Consider the following 17,974-nt stretch of genomic DNA (forward strand, 5'->3'; position numbering starts at 1 on the left):
GGCGCACCGCACCTGCCTATTCTGCCGCGTTGCAGGGCCCGTCGCCGATGTCGCGTGTCCGAAGGCGCGTCCGCGAAGCGCTCGACGACGCGGTCAAGAGGCCAGGCGCTGCCGACGCACCGCAGCGCTGAACCATTCACGCGTCGACCCGGCCGATCTCAAACATTGAGACGCCGCTGTGTTTCCATGGCGTCCTTTGCAGACCGTTGTTCCCATGGCCTACGAACTTGCCAAGCGCACCGAAGACGCCGAGCGCCGCCTTGCCACCACCGACGGGCTGCCCTCGCGCAACGGCGCACTGCTGACCGCACGGCTGCAGCAGCGTTACGCCGACCGCATCACCGGCAGCTTCACCATTCCCGGGCGCGACGGCCGCTATGCACCGATGCCGGCCGACGTGCCGGCGGCATTGGCGTCCGCCTTGAAGGCCCGCGGCATCGAGCAGCTCTACAGCCACCAGGCCGAGGCCTGGGAGGCCAGCCAGCGCGGCGAGCACGTAGCCATCGTCACCCCCACCGCCAGCGGCAAATCGCTGTGCTACACCCTGCCGGTGGTCAGCGCGGCGATGCAGGGCAAGGCCAAGGCGCTGTACCTGTTCCCCACCAAGGCATTGGCCCAGGACCAGGTGGCCGAGCTGCTGGAACTCAACCGCGCCGGCGACCTCGGGGTCAAGGCCTTCACCTTCGACGGCGACACCCCCGGCGATGCGCGCCAGGCGATCCGCCTGCACGGCGACATCGTGGTCTCCAACCCGGACATGCTGCATCAGGCGATCCTGCCGCACCACACCAAGTGGGCGCAGTTCTTCGAGAACCTGCGCTATGTGGTGATCGATGAAGTGCATACCTACCGCGGCGTGTTCGGCAGCCACGTCACCAACGTGCTGCGCCGGCTCAAGCGGATCTGCGCGTTCTACGGGGTGGAGCCGCAGTTCATCCTGTGCTCGGCCACCATCGGCAACCCGCAGGCGCATGCGCAGGCGCTGATCGAAGCGCCGGTCACCGCCATCACCGAGTCCGGCGCGCCCAGCGGGCCCAAGCATGTGCTGCTGTGGAACCCGCCGGTGATCAATGCCGACCTCGGCCTGCGCGCCTCGGCGCGCTCGCAGAGCAACCGCATCGCGCGCATCGCGATCAAGTCCGGGCTGAAGACCCTGATCTTCGCCCAGAGCCGGCTGATGGTCGAAGTGCTGACCAAGTACCTCAAGGACATCTTCGACCACGACCCGCGCAAGCCCGCGCGCATCCGCGCCTACCGCGGCGGCTACCTGCCCACCGAACGCCGCGAGACCGAACGGGCGATGCGCGCCGGGCAGATCGACGGCATCGTCAGCACCTCGGCGCTGGAGCTGGGCGTGGATATCGGCAGCCTGGACGTGGTGGTGCTCAACGGCTACCCGGGCAGCGTGGCCGCCACCTGGCAGCGCTTCGGCCGCGCCGGGCGCCGCCAGCAGCCGGCGCTGGGGGTGCTGGTGGCCAGTTCGCAGCCGCTGGACCAGTACGTGGTGCGGCACCCGGACTTCTTCGCCGATGCCTCGCCCGAACACGCCCGGACCGCGCCGGACCAGCCGCTGATCCTGTTCGACCATATCCGCTGCGCCGCTTTCGAGCTGCCGTTCCTGGCCGGGGATCCGTTCGGCCCGATCGACCCGCTGGTGTTCCTGGAAGCCTTGGCCGAAACCGAGGTGGTGCATCGCGAAGGCGAGCGCTGGGAATGGATCGCCGACAGCTACCCGGCCAACGCGGTCAGCCTGCGCTCGGTGGCCGACGGCAACTTCGTGGTGGTGGACCGCAGCGACGGCAAGCAGCAGATCATCGCCGAGGTGGATTATTCGGCCGCCGCGCTGACACTGTACGAAGGCGCCATCCACATGGTGCAGTCCACCCCCTACCAGGTGGAACGGCTGGACTGGGACGGCCGCAAGGCCTACGTCACCCGCACCCATGTGGACTACTACACCGACAGCATCGACTTCACCAAGCTCAAGGTGCTGGACCGCTTCGACGGCTGCATCGCCGGACGCGGCGATGCGCACCACGGCGAGGTGCACGTGGTGCGCCGGGTGGCCGGCTACAAGAAGATCCGCTATTACACCCACGAGAACATCGGCTACGGCCCGGTCAACCTGCCCGACCAGGAGCTGCACACCACGGCGGTGTGGTGGCAGCTGCCGCAGGCCTTGCTGCTGACCGCGTTCGACAGCAAGCAGGAAGCGCTGGACGGTTTCCTCGGCGCCGCCTACGCGCTGCACATCGTCGCCACGGTGGCGGTGATGGCCGATGCGCGCGACCTGCAGAAGGCGGTCGGCAATGGTGATGGTGCGTGGTTCGCGGTGGCCGACCAGAGCGGGCGCGGGCAGCTGCGTGGCGCCGAGTTCGATGCCAGCGCGATCGAACTGCAGCAGCAGTTCGTGCCCACGGTATATCTGTACGACAACTTCCCCGGCGGCGTGGGCCTGAGCGAGCCACTGTGGGTGCGCCAGGCCGAGCTGCTGCTACGCGCGCGCGAACTGGTGCAGGGCTGCGACTGCAAGGCCGGCTGCCCGGCCTGCGTCGGCCCGGTGCTGGCCGGCCAGGAAGACGATGCCACCACGCCGAAGGCGCTGGCGTTGAAGGTGCTGGACCTGTTCGACAGCGCGGCGCTGCCGTCCGCGGCCGAACGTGAGCGCCAGCACGCCGAGGTGGTCGCCCCGTGAGCCTGAGCCTGGACAAGCTGCGCCTGCTGCGCCGGCAGGCCGGTGATGCGACGGCGGCGACGCCTGAAAATCCGGTAGGTGCCGACCGTTGGTCGGCACACCCCACCGAACCCGCAGCCGCGCTTCCGGCCGCCGCCAACGACGCGCGTGCGCGCACGCCTGCGCCCGCCTCCGTTTTCGGCTGGGTCGAGCAGGAGATCCGGCACAAACCGACCGGCGCCGCCGCACGCGAGACCGCACCGGCGGTTCCCGCTGTTCCTGTTGCTGTCCCCGCGCCCGCGCTGCGCAAGCCGGAGATTGGTGGCCTGCGCCGCCTGCTCGGGCTGCGCGAACGCGGCAGCAGCGCAGCCGCACCGCGCGAAAACGCCAGGGACCGCCACGTGCCCGGCGAGGAAATCGCACCGGGCCTGTTCCTGATCGAATCGTTCGTCGCCCAGGCCATCCCCACCGAACCACTGTCGCTGGCCTTTGCCAAGCGCGAGGGCGAGCAGGTGCGGCCGCAGGACCTGCTGTTCTTCGATACCGAAACCACCGGCCTGGCCGGCGGCACCGGCACCCGCGCCTTCATGATCGGCGCGGCGGACTGGCAGGCCCATCCCGAGCGCGGCGACGGCCTGCGCATCCGCCAGCTGCTGATGACCACGATGGCGGCCGAAGCCGCGATGCTGCGCGAGTTCGCCGGCTGGCTTCAACCCAGCACGGTGTTCTCCAGCTACAACGGCCGCTGCTACGACGCCCCGCTGCTCAAGACCCGTTACCGGCTGGCACGGCAGCGCTGCCCGATCACGCCGCTGGACCACGTCGACCTGCTGTTCCCCACCCGCCGCCGCTACCGCGGCACCTGGGAGAACTGCCGGCTGGCCACCATCGAGCGCCAGCTGCTGCAGATCGTGCGCGAGGACGACCTGCCTGGCTCGGAAGCGCCGGCGGCGTGGCTGAACTACCTGCGCGGCGGCAGTGCGGTGAACCTGCGCCGCGTGGCCGAGCACAACCACCAGGACGTGGTCACCCTGTCGCTGCTGATGCTGCGGCTGGTGGCCGAACAGCAGCGCGAGCGCGACACGCTGGCGCTGCAGCCGCAGTAGGCCGGCTCAGGGATCGCGACGGAAGGTGAACCGGTGCTCGCCCGGCCCGGTCACTTTTTCCACCTTGACCAGGAAGGTGGCGCTGGGCACGGTATCGTCGCCGGGCATGCCCGGCTGGCGGTAGACCCGGCACAGCGCATGGAAGGTCGCCGCGGTCGTGGCGGCCGGCGCGATGTCCAGCTTGGTCCAGCGCAGCCAGTGGCGGCCATGTTCCTCGTAGACCAGCCCGTCGCCGGCCACGCCGGGCACGCTGATATCGCGGTCGTTGGGCGCCGCATAACCCGGTGGCAGGGCAGGAAAGTTCAATGCGACACACACCGAATCGGCCAGTTCATCGCCGGCCGGGTCGGCCTGCGCCGGGGCCGTGCCAGCGGCCAGCGGCCAGCGCCAGCAATACAGGGATCAGCACGGTTTTCATGGGCAGCAGCCTTGTGGGAGGTGGACCTGTGTTGTAGCCGGCCCGGCGCGGCCAATCCATCGGAATCCATGCAATTGCCCTCCTGCCTTCGGCGTTGACGCCGGCTGACGGCGCCATCGGCCACACTGTGGGCCTACCCCGTCGGAAGTCCCTGCCATGCGCTTGAATATCCTGCTTGCCCTCGGCTGTGCGCTGCCGTTGGCGGCCTGCAGCCAGCCACACAAGAGCACCGCAACGCCCACCGTTTCGGCCGACCCGGTGGCCGCCGGTGCCGATGCCGGCGCACGCTGCGACCCGGAAAAGCTCACCGGCCTGGCCGGCCAGACCGCCACCGAGGCGGTGATCAAGAAGGCCGTGCAGGACAGCGGCGCGCGCCACGCGCGGGTGTTGAAGCCGGGCATGGCGATGACCATGGATTTCCGCGAGGACCGCCTCAGCATCGAAGTGGATGCGCAGAACCGGATCGTGCGCGCCAACTGCGGCTGAGCGCAGCGCGCTGCCTGCATCGGTGGCAGGCAGCGCGATGGCATCACCGCGCCGGAGCCGCGCCCGGCGCGCTCATCCCTGCACCGGCGCAGCGCCTTCCACGACATGGTCCGGTGCGTCGGCGGGGGATACCGTGGTGTCGAGCGGCGCGCCGGGTGCATCCGCGTCGAGTGGCTCGGCCGAGGGTTCCGGCTCCGCTGCCACGGCCGTATCGGTATCGGTATCGGCCACAGCGTCCGGCATGCCGGGTGCGCCGATCAGCGCGGTGATCGTTTCCCGGTCGGCAAGCCCCAGCATGTGTGCGATCACCACCGCGCATTCGGGGCCAATCTCCCGCGAGGCTGCCGCTACCGCGGCATGGTCGTCGGCCTGCCATTCCTGCAGCGGTCGCTTCTGTTCGAACTGCCCCTGGCAGCTGCCGCGCGCGCTGGCGCGCCGGGCGCCCGGCGCCTTCAAGGTGGCGGTGACGGTGTAGGACAGGATGTAGTCGTCCTTGAACATGCCTTCGTAGTCCAGCGACCATTGCTCCTGGCGCAGCGCAATCTCGTAACCGGCCTTGGCATCGCGTGCCACCGGCACGCCGGCCGACCCCGCCCATGCCTGCAACGCCGCCTGGACCAGCACCGCCGGCCCCTGCTGCGCCACCCGCTGGTGGCCGAATTCATTGATGCTGCGCTGGGTCAGGTCGCTGGATATCTGGGCGACCTGCATCGCGTCCTGGAGGTTGCCGACCGGGCTGCCCATCGCATTGCCCACCACCATGCCCAGGCCGAACGCCACCATGCGCTGGCCCTTGGTCCTGACCGCAACGGTGCCGGCGCCCTTCAACGGCTGGAACACGATGCCGGCCGCCTTCACTCCTTCGACGGTCTCGGCATGCACGGCGCCTGCGGACGGGGACACCAGCATGGCGCACAGCGCCATCGGCAGTAGCGCGATCGGAAATTTCATGAACATCCTTGTCGAATCGGGAAAGAATGCAGGGCGCGCGGACGCGACGCGTACCGCGCGCCTGCACAGGCCTATCGGCAGCGCCCAGGCGAACTTGAGCGGCCGTGTCGCGCTGGCGCGCTACGGCCCTGCGCTGCGCGCCATGGCGCCGATCCGCGTCACCAGGTCCGTCGGCGGGCGACGGCCCGCCCGCCGTGCATCCCCCACTCAATCGCCCATGCGCTGCGCCTTGCCGCTGGACAGCGCCTGGTCGATCGCCACGCGCACCTCGCGTGCGGCACGCGCCGAGGCGACCGCCTGCAGCCGTGCCAGGCGCGCCTGCTCCTTGCCCAGTTCGGCCTGCTGGCGGGCGATCCGCGCGATCTCGCGGTCGTCCACCGCGCGCCGTGCGTCCTGGCGTGCCTGCTGCGCGGCCCGGTTGGCGATCTCGGCGACGTCGACCGAGGCCATGACATCGGCGGTCACATCGACCGACATCGCCGCGATGCGCTCGCCCAGCGCGCCCTGGCGCTCGCCGATCTGTCCCTGCCGGGTGCCGAGCACGCCGACCTCGGCATAGGCCTGGGACAGCTGCTGCAGCACTGCCCGGTCGCGGATCAGGTAACGCTGATGGCCGCGGCGCACCCAGAGCGCCGGGTCGCCGTCGCCGGCATCGCGCCGGGCCTGCTTGAGGTCGGCCAGCGAGGCGTCGACGAAATTGTCGCCATTGCCCATCAGCACGAACGCCTGCGCCGGCTGCCGCGACAGGTCCAGGCGACCGTGGGTGACCATCCCGTCACCGCTGTCGGCATGTTCCTCGTGCTCCTCATGTTCCTCATGCGCATCGGGCTCGGCTGCGTCGGCTGCGTCAGCCGCTTCGGCCACTTCGGCCACTTCGGCTGCTCTAGCCGGTGCGGCCGGCGCGGCGGGCGCCGCCGGTGCAGCGGGCGCCGGCAGCACGGCCGATGCCCTCGGTGGGGCCGGCGGTGCTGGCGGTACCGGCGCGCGCGGCGCTGGCGGCGGCGATGGCACTGCCGCGACCAGCCTGAGCGGCGCCACTCCGACCAGCACGAACACCGCCGTGATCGCCAACGCTGCCACGCGTGGGAAGCGGCGGGTGTGCTGCAGGCTCAACAGGCGCCGCTTCAGGCTGCGGAAGTTCGGCGACGCGCTGGCCACCCCCAGCGCTGGGCGCGGCGCCACGCCCAGTTGCAGCAGCAACCGGCCATAGTCGTGGCGGCAATGCCCATGGCCGGCCACCACCGCGCCGTCGCAGGCTTCTTCGCGCGCCAGCGAATATTCGCGCCCGGCCAGGTGCACCAGCGGGTGGAAGAAGAACAGATGCTGCGCCAGCGCCGGCAGCAGGCCCCACCACAGGTCGCGGCGCTGCAGGTGGACCAGCTCATGGGTCAACGCCATGTCCAGCGCATCGGCGCTCATCGCCGGTAGCTCGCGGGCGGGCAGCAACAGCACCGGATGCCACGGGCCGATCAGCTGCGGCGAATGGATCTGTGCGGACATCTTCAGCCGTGGCGCATGGCGCAGGCCGTGCGCTTCGGCCGCCAGTTGCAGTGCCTGCTGCAGGGTGGCATCGGTGCAGTCCACGGCGCTGCGCACCAGCGCGCGGCTGTGCCGGTACTGGCGCAGGGTGTGCAGCAGCATCAGCAGCACGCCGGCCGCCCAGGCCGCCAGCAGCAGGGCCGGCCACGACCACAGTGCGGAGGGCGGCGCGGCGGGGCTGGCCGCATCGAGCGCGGCCGGAGCCAGCGTCAGTGCGCCCTGCACCGCCGGCAGTGCCAGCGGGGCGCCGTACACTACCGGTGCCGGCAGCACGGCCAGTTCCAGCGGGCTGCTCCAGACCAGGCCGAGCACGGCCTGCGCGGCCACCAGCCACCACAGCCGGCAACGGGTGGCCGCCGGCAACGCCGGCAGCGCCCGGCAGACGGCCCAGACCAGGGCCACCAGCAGTAGGCTCTGTACGCTGGTCCAGCCCAGCCGCGCCAGCATCTCGGCAATCATGTTGTCCATTGTTCAGCCCTCCCGCTTGCGCGATTGCAGTTGTGCCACCAGGGCTTCCAGCTCGGCCAGTTCCTGGTCGCTGACTTCGGCCTTGTGCGACAGGAAGGCCACGAACGGCGACACCGAACCCTGCAGGGTCTTTTCCACGAAGCTGGCCACCGCTCCCTGCACCACGCTGTCCTGGCCGCGGGTAGCGGCGTAGCGGTACAGGCCGGCGACCTGGCTGCGCTGCAGGTAGCCCTTGCTGCGCAAGCGTTCCATCATGGTCAGCACGGTCGAGCGGGCCAGCCCGCGCTCCTCGCCGAAGCCGGCCGCCACCTCGCCGACGCTGGCGCTGTCGTGTTCCGCTACGTATTGCAGCAGGGCCAGCTCCTGGTCCCCGATAGTCTTGCCGCGCATGACGCTCTCCGATGACTACACGTGTCGCTACCGTGCCTGTGACTACATCTGTCGTCAAGTGCCGGATGGTAGCGCGCCGACGAACGGTCATTACCCCGGCAACCGTCCTGCCGTCCGCCTCCCGGTGCCGACCGTTGCGCCACGCGCGCAAACCAGTGGCACCGCCGGTGCGGCGCCATGGCGGTCGTATGGGGGCCACGACATGCTCCCCGGGGGTAGCCGGATCGTGTCCGGCGGGACGTCATCCGAAAATCGCCGCCTTCCATGGCGACCGCCCCGCCCTCAACCGTGCGGCCCGCCCATCACCGGCAGGATCACCCCGCTGATGTAGCTGGCGGTGACTGGCGAGGCCAGGAACACATAGGCCGGGGACAGTTCCTCCGGCTGCGCCGGGCGGCCCATGTCGCTGTTCCTGCCGAACTCGGCCACATCGGCGGCCTGCTTGTCGGCCGGGTTGAGCGGGGTCCAGACCGGGCCGGGCGCCACCGCGTTGACCCGGATCCCACGCGGCAGCAGCTGGCTGGCCAAGGCCTTGGTGAACGCATGGATGGCGCCCTTGGTGGCCGAATAGTCGATCAGCGCCTTGCTGCCGAACAGGCCGGTCTCCGAACCGGTGTTGATGATGCAGTCGCCTTCCTGCAGGTGCGGCAGCACCGCGCGCGCCATCTGGATGTAGCCGGCGATGTTGGTCTGCAGGGTTTCCTGCAGATGCGCGTCCTCCAGGTCTTCCAGGCGCTGGCAATGCAGCTGGAAGGCGGCGTTGTTGACCAGGATGTCGATCCCGCCGAACGCCTTGACCACCTGCTTCACCGCCTTGTTGCAGAATTTCGGGTCGCGCACGTCGCCGGAAATCACCACGCAGCGGCCGCCTTCGGCTTCCACGTGCCTGCGGGTGAGCTGCGCATCGGCATCTTCATCCAGGTGCAGTACCGCCACATCGGCGCCTTCGCGCGCGAACAGCACCGCCACCGCGCGGCCGATGCCCGAATCGGCGCCGGTGATGATCGCGCGCTTGCCCTGCAGCTTGCCGCTGCCCTGGTAGTCGGGAGCAAGGAAGCGCGGTGCCAACTGCAGCTCGTGTTCGTTGCCGGGCTTGGCCAGGTGCTGGGCCGGCATCTTCTCCGGTTGCCGGCGGGTGCCGGCCTGGGTCGCCTTCTTGGCGGTCTTCTTGCCGGCCTTCTTCGCCGTGGCGCGTGCGTCCTTGGCGGCCTCCTGTTCCTGCAGGCGACGTTGGCGCGCGGCCACGCGGTCGGTGCGCGAATCGCCTGCCACGGCCTTGCCGGAGGCGACGCTGGCCACCGCGGTAGATCGCTTGGGTGGGGCTTTGGTGGCCTTGGCGGGGCGTTTACGGGTCTTGTTGGCAGTGGCCATGGTCGGCTCCTTCAGGCAGGGGCATCAGGCGCGATCGGCCACGCCCTGGACGCCGGCGTGGCTGGCGCAGTGCGCACAGCAATAGATGGCCCCATTGCCCTCGCTGCCGTGGCCGATGACGGCGCACCGGCAGTGCGCGCAACGGGGCGCAAAGGCGTGGATGGCGCATTCGAAGGAATCGTAGGTGCCGCTGCGCTCGCCCTGGGTCAGGGTGAAACTTTTGTCGTAATCGTTGCCGCAGACATCGCAGATGGCCATGGGTGTTCTCCACGCATGATGGTTGCCCACAGTGTGGTCGAGCACCGGCCCGGACCCGGTGAATGCGGTGTGGGTGCGGTGTAAACGGCATTCATCCGCTGCATACGCCGGCCGCTGCACCCTGAGTGCCAGAACCCCGTTGGAGTCATCCCATGTATCGCCCCCTCTTCGCGGTTGCCGCGATCGCCGGCCTTGCCGCCTGCAGCACTACCCCGGTCGCCCAGGTGCAGCCGATCGACGGCGTCATTTCCGGCCAGTGCCATGTCGACAAGGTGCGCGGCGCGGTCGGCCTGGCGGCCTCGGCGGCCACCATCGAACGTGCGCGGGTGGACAGCGACAGCCTGCAGGTGGCGGTGGTGCGCGGCCAGCGCCGCGAAAGCGGACCGACCGCCAGTGGCGCGGCCGACCCCAGCCCCGGCGCGCAAAGCGGTGGCGAGCGGCTGACCATCGAAACCGGCGCCACCAACAACATCACCGCGATCTACTGCGGCTGACCCTACTGCGGCTGACCGCCGCGCCGGCTCAGCGCGCGCGCCGGCGCGCGCTGCGCAGGAAGCGCAGCGCCGCCTGTTCCCACTGGCGCTCGCCACGCAGCCCGGCCAAGCCGGCCAATGCGCCGGCCCGCCAGCCCTCGAACACGCACGGGTCGATATAGGCCTTGCGGCACACCGCCGGGGTATTGCCGAGCACCTTGGCCACCTCGCACACCACCTCCTTCTGCAGCGCCGCCAGCGCGCGTTCGCTGGGCGGTTCGGGCAATGCGGTGGCCGCCAGCTGGCGCAGCGCCGCCACCGTGCCGCCCCAGGTCCGGAAATCCTTGGCGCTGAAGTCGCTGCCCATCGCCGCATGCAGGTAGTCGTTGACCTGGCCCGAATCGACCGGCTGTACCGTGCCGTCATCGTCGCGGTACTGGAACAGCGCCTGTCCGGGCAGCTGCTGGCAACGCCGGATCAACTGCACCAGGCGGCGGTCGTCCACCTCCACTTCCTGGGCCTGCCCGGACTTGCCGCGGAAACGCATCCGCGCCCGGCCGCCCTTGAGCACGGCCAGGTGGTGGTTGCGCAGCGTGGTCAGCCCGTAGGAACGGTTGTCGCGGGCATAGGCGCTGTTGCCGATGCGCACCAGGGTGCCGGCCAGCAGGGCGACCACGATCGCCAGCACCTTGTCGCGCGGCAGGCCGGGCAGCTTGAGATCGCGCCGCAGGCGCCGGCGCAACGCCGGCAGCGCCTTGCCGAAGGCGATCACGCGGTCGAACTTGCCCTCCCCGCGCACCCGCGCCCAGTCGGCGTGGTAGCGGTACTGCTTGCGCCCGCGCGCATCGCGGCCGGTGGCCTGCAGGTGGCCGTTGGGCAGCGCGCAGATCCACACCTCGGTGTAGGCCGGTGGAATGGCCAGGGCACGGATCCGCGCCAGCGTGGCCGCATCGCGCACCGCCGCGCCATCGGCATCGCGGTAGGCAAAGCCCTTGCCGGCGCGGCGGCGGGTGATGCCCGGCTGGTCGTCGCTGACGTAGCGCAGACCGGCCTGGCGGGCGGCGGCGGCTTCGGGGCTTGCGGGGCTTGCGGGGCGGGGTGCTGTCATGGGCGGCGTGCGTCGGAAATGATCCGCAGTGTGGTTGCTGCCGCTGCGGCAGCGCGTCAATAACGCAAGACAAACACCTCGGCGGCCATCAGCGGATATGCTCCATCGTTTCCTGGTTGGAATGTCTGGAGTTCCGATGTCGTCATTGTCGTTCCGCCGCATGCGGCGTTCCATGGGGCTGATGGCCCTGTTCCCCGCCCTGCTGGCCCTGTCGGCCTGCCAGGCGCCGCCGATGGACGAGCAGGAAGCCGTCGCCAGCCATGCCCAGAAGGCTGCCGAAGCGGCCGCTGCGCCCACCGACGAAACCGGCAAGGCGACCGAAGCGCCGCCGGTGGGCAGCTGCGATGCAACCCAGGTGCAGAGCCTGGTCGGCCAGCCCTACACCGACGCGATCGGCGGCCAGGCCCAGCAGGATGCCGGCGCCAAGCAGAAGCGGGTGCTGCGTCCCAGCGATATCACCACCATGGAGTTCGTCGGTGAACGGCTGAACATCGAAGTGGACGAAAAAGAGACGATCAGCGGCCTGCGCTGCGGCTGAATCGGGGCGGCGGGAGGCAGGATCTGCAGGGGGTTGGTTGCGCCTGCAACCGTGTATTGCGGCGTTGCAGCAACTATGCTCTAGTCGAATCATCCGGTGCCTCCAGATGCGCTCAACGGATTGAGCGGGGACGAGTGTCGCCGCTCACCCGACTTTGAGGCAGAGATGGCCCCCCGCAACCGCCAAGGGCTTTACGACCCGCAAGATGAGCGCGATGCCTGTGGTTTCGGCATGGTCGCCCAGCTCGACGACCAGCCGTCCCGGCTGCTGGTCGACACGGCTATCGCCGCACTTTCGCGCATGACCCACCGCGGCGGCGTTGCCGCCGACGGTGTCACCGGCGACGGCTGCGGCCTGCTGCTGCGCCGTCCGGATGTATTCCTCAAGGCACTGGCCGCCGAAGCCGGCATCGCCTTGGGCGTGCGTTTCGCCGCCGGCGTGGTGTTCCTGCCGCACGAGGACGCTGCCGCACAGGCCTGCCGCGACACCCTTGAACAGCAGTTGCGCGATGCCGGCTGCCAGCCCGCGGGCTGGCGCGTGGTGCCTACCGATCCCAGCGTCTGCGGCCAGCTCGCACGCGACACCCTGCCGCGGATCGAACAGGTGTTCGTCGATGCCGGTGCGGAGCAGGACGAGGCCGCCTTCACCCTGGCCCTGTTCCTGGCCCGCCGCCGCAGCGAACAGCAGCTGCGCGAACACGCCGACTACTACGTCACCACGCTCAGCCCGAACGCGATCAGCTACAAGGGCATGGTGCTGCCGGACAAGCTGAGCCGCTTCTACGTGGACCTGCAGCGCAACGACCTGGCCTCCAGCGCCATCGTGTTCCACCAGCGCTTCTCCACCAACACGCTGCCGCGCTGGCCGCTGGCACACCCGTTCCGGATGCTCGCCCACAACGGCGAGATCAACACCATCGAAGGCAACCGGCGCTGGGCGCAGGCGCGCAGCAAGGTGTGGAAGACCCCGCGCTTCGACATCGGCCAGTTCGACCCGGTGATCTCCATGCATGGCTCGGATTCGCAGAGCCTGGACAACATGCTCGAGCTGATGGTCAGCGCCGGCATGGAGCTGATCCAGGCGCTGCGCATCCTGGTGCCGCCGGCGACCCAGTCGCTGGAGTTCAAGGATCCGGACCTGGCCGCGTTCTACGAGTTCTACGGGCTCAACAGCGAGCCCTGGGACGGCCCGGCCGGCATCGTTGCCTGCGACGGCCGCTATGCCGCCTGCACGCTGGACCGCAACGGCCTGCGCCCGGCGCGCTGGATGCTCACTTCCGACCGTCACTTCCTGGTCGCCTCCGAAGCCGGGGTATGGGAAGTGCCGGCCGAGCGCGTGGTGCGCAAGGGCAAGCTCGGTCCGGGCGAGATGATGGCCATCGACCTCAAGCGCGGCGACCTGCTCGATTCGGATGCCATCGACCGCATCAACCGCGGCCGCGCGCCGTACAAGCAGTGGCTGCAGCAGGGCGTGACCTACCTGCAGACCGAGCTGATCGATCCGTCGCTGGTCGAGGAACCGTTCGACGAGCGCACCCTGCGCAGCTACCACAAGCTGTTCCAGCTCAGCACCGAGGAAGTGGAGCAGATCCTGCGCCCACTGGCCGAGACCGAGCAGGAGGCCACCGGCTCGATGGGCGATGACACGCCGATGGCCGTGCTCAGCCAGCACAGCCGCCCGCTCTACGATTATTTCCGCCAGGCGTTCGCGCAGGTCACCAACCCGCCGATCGACCCGCTGCGCGAAGACTGCGTCATGTCGCTGACCACCCAGCTCGGCAAGGAGACCAACATCTTCCATGCCGGCGCGGAGACGGTGAACCACGTCATCCTCAATTCGCCGGTGCTCAGCCAGCGCAAGCTGCGCCAGCTGATCAAGATGGAGCAGTACGCCGACAGGAACCGGCTGATCGACCTGTCCTACAGCCTGGACGAAGGCCTGAAGGCCGGCATCGAGCGCATCTGCGCCGAAGCCGAAGCCGCCGCGCGCGAAGGCATCGTGATGCTGCTGCTGAGCGACCGCTACCCGGTGGCCGACCGCCCGATGGTGCATGCGCTGCTGGCCACCAGCGCGGTGCATCACCACCTGTCCAACGCCGGGCTGCGCTGCGAGGTCAACCTGATCCTGGAAACCGGCACCGCGCGCGATGCGCACCACATGGCCTGCCTGCTCGGCTTCGGTGCCACCGCGGTGTACCCGTACCTGGCCTACCAGACCCTGTTCGACCTGGGCCGGCGCGGCATCCTGCAGCTGAGCAAGGGCGGCGAGCAGTCGCAGATCGGCCGCCGCTACCGCAAGGGCATCTACAAGGGCCTGTCCAAGATCATCTCCAAGATGGGCATCTGTACCGTGGCCAGCTACCGCGGCGCGCAGTTGTTCGAGATCGTCGGGCTCGACGACGAGGTGGTCGACCTGTGCTTCCCCGATACCGCCTCGCGCGTGGCCGGGGTCGGCTTCGAGCGGTTGGACCATGAAGCGCGCGAACTGACCGTGCGCGCCTGGAACGACCTGCTGCGCCCGGACGTGGGCGGCGTGCTCAAGTACGTGCACGGCGGCGAATACCACATGTACAACCCCGACGTGGTCATGACCCTGCAGCGCGCCGCGCGCAGTGGCGAGGCCGCCGACTGGCAGCGCTACTGCGAGGCCGTGCACGGCCGCCCGGTGTCGGCGCTGCGCGACCTGCTGCAGCTCAAGGCCGCGCCCACGCCGACCCCGCTGGAGGAAGTGGCCCCGGCCGAAGACCTGTTCCGCCGCTTCGACACCGCCGCGATCAGCCTGGGCGCGTTGTCGCCCGAGGCGCACGAAGCGCTGGCGATCGCCATGAACCGCCTCGGCGGGCGCAGCAATTCCGGCGAAGGCGGCGAAGACCCGGTGCGCTATGGCACCGAAAAGCGCAGCAAGATAAAGCAGGTGGCCTCGGGCCGCTTCGGCGTCACCGCCGAATACCTGGTCAACGCCGAAGTGCTGCAGATCAAGGTGGCCCAGGGCGCCAAGCCCGGCGAAGGCGGCCAGCTGCCCGGGCACAAGGTCAACGAACTGATCGCGCGGCTGCGCTATGCCAAGCCGGGCATCGGGCTGATTTCGCCGCCACCGCACCACGACATCTATTCCATCGAAGACCTGGCCCAGCTGATCTACGACCTCAAGCAGGTCAACCCGACCGCGCTGGTCTCGGTGAAGCTGGTCAGCCATGCCGGTGTCGGCACCATCGCCGCCGGCGTGGTCAAGGCCGGCGCCGACCTGATCACCGTGTCCGGCCATGACGGCGGTACCGGCGCCAGCCCGGTCAGCTCGATCCGCTATGCCGGCGTGCCGTGGGAGCTGGGCGTGGCCGAATCGCACCAGGCGCTGGTGGCCAACGACCTGCGCGGGCGCACCCTGCTGCAGACCGACGGCGGGCTGAAGACCGGCCTGGACGTGATCAAGGCCGCACTGCTCGGCGCGGACAGCTTCGGCTTCGGCACCGCGCCGATGATCGTGCTGGGCTGCAAGTACCTGCGCATCTGCCACCTCAACAACTGCGCCACCGGCGTGGCCACCCAGGACGAGCGCCTGCGCGCGCAGTACTTCACCGGCCTGCCCGAGCGCGTGGAGAACTTCTTCCGGCTGCTGGCCGAGGAAGTGCGCGGCTGGCTGTCCTACCTGGGGGTGCGCTCGCTGGACGAGATCGTCGGCCGCACCGACCTGCTGCAGCAGCTGGAGGTATCGCCGCGCCCCGGCGTCAAGGTCGACCTGTCGCGCCTGCTCAACCCGGCCCGCTATGTCGGCAGCCACTGCGCCGCGCAGCGCCTGTACGAATCGCCGGACAGCTTGGCCACGCAGATGGACGGCCTGCTGGCCCCGGCCATCGCCGGCAAGCTGGGCGGCGAACACCGCTTCCTGATCCACAACACCGACCGCTCGATCGGCACCCGCCTGTCCGGCGAGATCGCGCGCACCCATGGCAACCAGGGCATGAGCGATGTACCGCTGACCCTGCGCTTCCGCGGTACCGCCGGGCAGAGCTTCGGCGCGTTCAACGTCGGCGGCCTGCAGCTGGAAGTGGAAGGCGAAGCCAACGACTATGTCGGCAAGGGCATGGCCGGCGGCCGGCTGGTGGTGCGTCCGCCGCGCGGCGCGCGCTTCGAGGCACGCAACACCGCGATCATCGGCAACACCTGCCTGTACGGCGCCACCGGCGGCGAGCTGTTTGCCGCAGGGCGTGCCGGCGAGCGCTTCGGGGTGCGCAACTCCGGCGCGCTGGCGGTGATCGAAGGCGCCGGCGACCACTGCTGCGAGTACATGACCGACGGCATCGTGCTGGTGCTGGGCAAGGTCGGGCTGAACTTCGGCGCCGGCTTCACCGGCGGGCTGGCCTATGTGCTGGATATCGACCGCGACTTCGTGGACCGCTACAACCACGAGCTGATCGACATCCACCGCATCTCGGCCGAGGGCTTCGAGAACCACCGCCAGCACCTGCATACGCTGATCAGCCGCCACCGCGAACTGACCGGCAGCATCTGGGCGCAGCAGATCCTCGACGAATTCCGCGACTACGTCGGCAAGTTCTGGCTGGTCAAACCCAAGGCGGCCAGCATCGAATCGCTGACCGAATCGCTGCGCCGCGCTGCGTGATCCATCCCGGTAGTGCCGGCCGCTGGCCGGCACCCTCAACCTGTAGCGCCGGCCGCTGGCCGGCAGATCACCATCCCAGGGCCCGCCCATGAGCCGCAAGCAAGCTTTCCAGTTCCTCGATCTGCCCCGGACGATGCCGCAGCGCATCCCGGTCGAACTGCGCACCTCCGGCGACTGGGGCGAGCTGTACGGCAAGTTCGGCAAGGAAGACGCGCAGTTCCAGGCGGGGCGCTGCCTGGATTGCGGCAACCCGTACTGCAGCTGGAAATGCCCGGTGCATAACGCCATCCCGCAGTGGCTGCAGCTGGTGCAGGAAAACCGCATCCACGAGGCCGCCACGCTGTGCCATTCGACCAACCCGCTGCCGGAAGTGTGCGGCCGGGTGTGTCCGCAGGACCGCCTGTGCGAAGGCAGCTGCACGCTGGAGGAGTTCGGCGCGGTCACCATCGGCGCGGTCGAGAAGTACATCGTCGACACCGCGCTGGCCACCGGCTGGCGCCCGGACATGACCGCGGTGGAGCCCACCGGCAAGCGCGTGGCGGTGATCGGCGCCGGTCCGGCCGGACTGGCCTGCGCCGACCAGCTGGCGCATGCCGGCATCCAGGCGGTGGTGTATGACCGCTACGAACAGATCGGCGGGCTGCTGCAGTTCGGCATCCCCAGTTTCAAGCTGGACAAGGCGGTGATCAGCCGCCGCCGCAACGTGCTCGAAGGCATGGGCGTGCAGTTCCGGCTCGGCGTGGAAATCGGCCGCGATGTCAGCGTGGACCAGCTGCTGGCCGAGTACGACGCGGTGTTCGTCGGCACCGGTGCCTACCGCTACACCGACGGCGGCCTGCTCGGCCAGGACCTCAAGGGCGTACTGCCGGCGCTGCCGTTCCTGGTCCAGAACAGCCGCATCGTCGGCGGCAGCGACGCGCATGGCCGGCCGATCGCCGGCTGGGAAGACCAGATCGCCCTGCCCGACCTGGACGGCAAGCGGGTGGTGGTGCTGGGCGGTGGCGATACCGGCATGGACTGCGTGCGCAGCGCGGTACGGCTGGGCGCGGCCAAGGTCACCTGCGCCTACCGCCGCGACGAAGCCAGCATGCCCGGCTCGGCGCGCGAGGTGGCCAATGCGCGCGAAGAAGGCGTGCGCTTCCTGTTCAACCGCCAGCCGCTGTCGATCGAAGCCGGTGCCGACGACGAGGTGATCGGGGTGATGGTGGTGGAAACCCAGCTCGGTGCACCCGACGCCAGCGGCCGCCGCAACGCGGTGCCGGTGGAAGGCAGCGAATCGCTGCTGGAAGCGGACGTGGTGATCATCGCCTTCGGCTTCTCGCCGTCGACCCCGGCGTGGCTGATCGAACGCGGCGTGGAGGCCGGCCACAACGGCCGGATCATCGCCGGCGGCCAGGGCCGGCTGCCGTTCCAGACCGCCCACCCGCGCCTGTTCGCCGGTGGCGATGCGGTGCGCGGTGCCGACCTGGTGGTGACCGCGGTGGCCGAAGGCCGCGATGCCGCCGCCAGCATCGCCCAGCTGTTGTCGGCCTAGCGCGCGCCTGCAGGGTCGGGCGAGGAAGGCGTCGTGGCTG

Annotated in this window: 14 protein-coding genes; 7 read left to right on the forward strand and 7 right to left on the reverse strand. The window is 69.7% G+C overall.

Annotation, left to right across the window (positions count from 1 at the left end):
- Positions 1–214: 214 nt before the first annotated feature.
- Both IC535_RS01165 and IC535_RS01170 read left to right on the forward strand, forming a co-directional pair.
- Positions 215–2,695 carry a DEAD/DEAH box helicase gene (locus IC535_RS01165; RefSeq protein ID WP_228884732.1) on the forward strand — a complete coding sequence of 827 codons (2,481 nt, stop codon included), beginning with the start codon at positions 215–217 and terminating at the stop codon, positions 2,693–2,695.
- A complete protein-coding gene (locus IC535_RS01170; RefSeq protein WP_228884733.1) occupies positions 2,692–3,780 on the forward strand; it encodes a ribonuclease H-like domain-containing protein in 1,089 nt (362 codons plus the stop codon). The genes IC535_RS01165 and IC535_RS01170 overlap by 4 nt, the downstream gene beginning before the upstream one ends.
- A 6-nt stretch (positions 3,781–3,786) precedes the next feature.
- Here IC535_RS01170 and IC535_RS01175 read toward each other — a convergent pair whose 3' ends face one another.
- Positions 3,787–4,086 (reverse strand): hypothetical protein, encoded by a 300-nt coding sequence (locus IC535_RS01175; protein ID WP_228884734.1) that lies wholly within the window; start codon positions 4,084–4,086, stop codon positions 3,787–3,789.
- 268 nt (positions 4,087–4,354) lie between these two features.
- On the opposite strand from IC535_RS01175, the gene IC535_RS01180 reads away from it, so the two are divergent.
- Positions 4,355–4,684: an I78 family peptidase inhibitor gene (locus IC535_RS01180; protein WP_228884735.1), complete on the forward strand. Its 330-nt coding sequence runs from the start codon at positions 4,355–4,357 to the stop codon at positions 4,682–4,684.
- A gap of 72 nt (positions 4,685–4,756) precedes the next feature.
- On the opposite strand, the gene IC535_RS01185 is transcribed toward IC535_RS01180, so the two are convergent.
- From IC535_RS01185 to IC535_RS01205, 5 genes are all read right to left on the reverse strand, one after another.
- On the reverse strand, positions 4,757–5,635 hold the full coding sequence (locus tag IC535_RS01185; RefSeq protein ID WP_228884736.1) for a hypothetical protein: 879 nt from the start codon (positions 5,633–5,635) through the stop codon (positions 4,757–4,759).
- A gap of 207 nt (positions 5,636–5,842) precedes the next feature.
- On the reverse strand, positions 5,843–7,642 hold the full coding sequence (locus tag IC535_RS01190) for a M56 family metallopeptidase (RefSeq protein WP_228884737.1): 1,800 nt from the start codon (positions 7,640–7,642) through the stop codon (positions 5,843–5,845).
- 3 nt (positions 7,643–7,645) lie between these two features.
- On the reverse strand, positions 7,646–8,032 hold the full coding sequence (locus IC535_RS01195; RefSeq protein WP_228884738.1) for a BlaI/MecI/CopY family transcriptional regulator: 387 nt from the start codon (positions 8,030–8,032) through the stop codon (positions 7,646–7,648).
- 282 nt (positions 8,033–8,314) lie between these two features.
- On the reverse strand, positions 8,315–9,403 hold the full coding sequence (locus tag IC535_RS01200; RefSeq protein WP_228884739.1) for an SDR family oxidoreductase: 1,089 nt from the start codon (positions 9,401–9,403) through the stop codon (positions 8,315–8,317).
- A gap of 24 nt (positions 9,404–9,427) precedes the next feature.
- Entirely contained in the window at positions 9,428–9,661 is a 234-nt protein-coding gene (locus tag IC535_RS01205; protein ID WP_228884740.1) for a hypothetical protein, read from the reverse strand.
- 152 nt (positions 9,662–9,813) lie between these two features.
- On the opposite strand from IC535_RS01205, the gene IC535_RS01210 reads away from it, so the two are divergent.
- Complete coding sequence (locus tag IC535_RS01210) at positions 9,814–10,155, forward strand: hypothetical protein (protein ID WP_228884741.1); 342 nt, start codon at positions 9,814–9,816, stop codon at positions 10,153–10,155.
- 28 nt (positions 10,156–10,183) lie between these two features.
- Here the strand turns inward: IC535_RS01210 and IC535_RS01215 are convergent, their stop codons facing one another.
- Entirely contained in the window at positions 10,184–11,242 is a 1,059-nt protein-coding gene (locus IC535_RS01215; RefSeq protein WP_228884742.1) for a DNA topoisomerase IB, read from the reverse strand.
- 160 nt (positions 11,243–11,402) lie between these two features.
- Here IC535_RS01215 and IC535_RS01220 point away from each other — a divergent pair, with 160 nt between their 5' ends.
- From IC535_RS01220 to IC535_RS01230, 3 genes are all read left to right on the forward strand, one after another.
- Positions 11,403–11,780 (forward strand): I78 family peptidase inhibitor, encoded by a 378-nt coding sequence (locus tag IC535_RS01220; RefSeq protein ID WP_228884897.1) that lies wholly within the window; start codon positions 11,403–11,405, stop codon positions 11,778–11,780.
- 165 nt (positions 11,781–11,945) lie between these two features.
- A complete protein-coding gene (gene gltB, locus IC535_RS01225; protein ID WP_228884743.1) occupies positions 11,946–16,400 on the forward strand; it encodes a glutamate synthase large subunit in 4,455 nt (1,484 codons plus the stop codon).
- Positions 16,401–16,488: 88 nt separating this feature from the next.
- Positions 16,489–17,934 (forward strand): FAD-dependent oxidoreductase, encoded by a 1,446-nt coding sequence (locus tag IC535_RS01230; RefSeq protein ID WP_228884744.1) that lies wholly within the window; start codon positions 16,489–16,491, stop codon positions 17,932–17,934.
- The last annotated feature ends 40 nt before the right edge of the window (positions 17,935–17,974 follow it).

This window comes from Stenotrophomonas rhizophila, from assembly GCF_020857975.1.
Lineage (GTDB): Bacteria > Pseudomonadota > Gammaproteobacteria > Xanthomonadales > Xanthomonadaceae > Stenotrophomonas > Stenotrophomonas rhizophila_C.

Bases quoted from the DNA above. Each gene is read 5' to 3' on its own strand.
- IC535_RS01165 (WP_228884732.1), top strand. From the start codon at position 215: ATGGCCTACGAACTTGCCAAGCGCACCGAAGACGCCGAGCGCCGCCTT.
- IC535_RS01180 (WP_228884735.1), top strand. From the start codon at position 4,355: ATGCGCTTGAATATCCTGCTTGCCCTCGGCTGTGCGCTGCCGTTGGCG.
- IC535_RS01185 (WP_228884736.1), bottom strand. From the start codon at position 5,635: ATGAAATTTCCGATCGCGCTACTGCCGATGGCGCTGTGCGCCATGCTG.
- IC535_RS01190 (WP_228884737.1), bottom strand. From the start codon at position 7,642: ATGGACAACATGATTGCCGAGATGCTGGCGCGGCTGGGCTGGACCAGC.
- IC535_RS01195 (WP_228884738.1), bottom strand. From the start codon at position 8,032: ATGCGCGGCAAGACTATCGGGGACCAGGAGCTGGCCCTGCTGCAATAC.
- IC535_RS01200 (WP_228884739.1), bottom strand. From the start codon at position 9,403: ATGGCCACTGCCAACAAGACCCGTAAACGCCCCGCCAAGGCCACCAAA.
- IC535_RS01205 (WP_228884740.1), bottom strand. From the start codon at position 9,661: ATGGCCATCTGCGATGTCTGCGGCAACGATTACGACAAAAGTTTCACC.
- IC535_RS01210 (WP_228884741.1), top strand. From the start codon at position 9,814: ATGTATCGCCCCCTCTTCGCGGTTGCCGCGATCGCCGGCCTTGCCGCC.
- IC535_RS01215 (WP_228884742.1), bottom strand. From the start codon at position 11,242: ATGACAGCACCCCGCCCCGCAAGCCCCGCAAGCCCCGAAGCCGCCGCC.
- IC535_RS01220 (WP_228884897.1), top strand. From the start codon at position 11,403: ATGCGGCGTTCCATGGGGCTGATGGCCCTGTTCCCCGCCCTGCTGGCC.
- gltB (WP_228884743.1), top strand. From the start codon at position 11,946: ATGGCCCCCCGCAACCGCCAAGGGCTTTACGACCCGCAAGATGAGCGC.
- IC535_RS01230 (WP_228884744.1), top strand. From the start codon at position 16,489: ATGAGCCGCAAGCAAGCTTTCCAGTTCCTCGATCTGCCCCGGACGATG.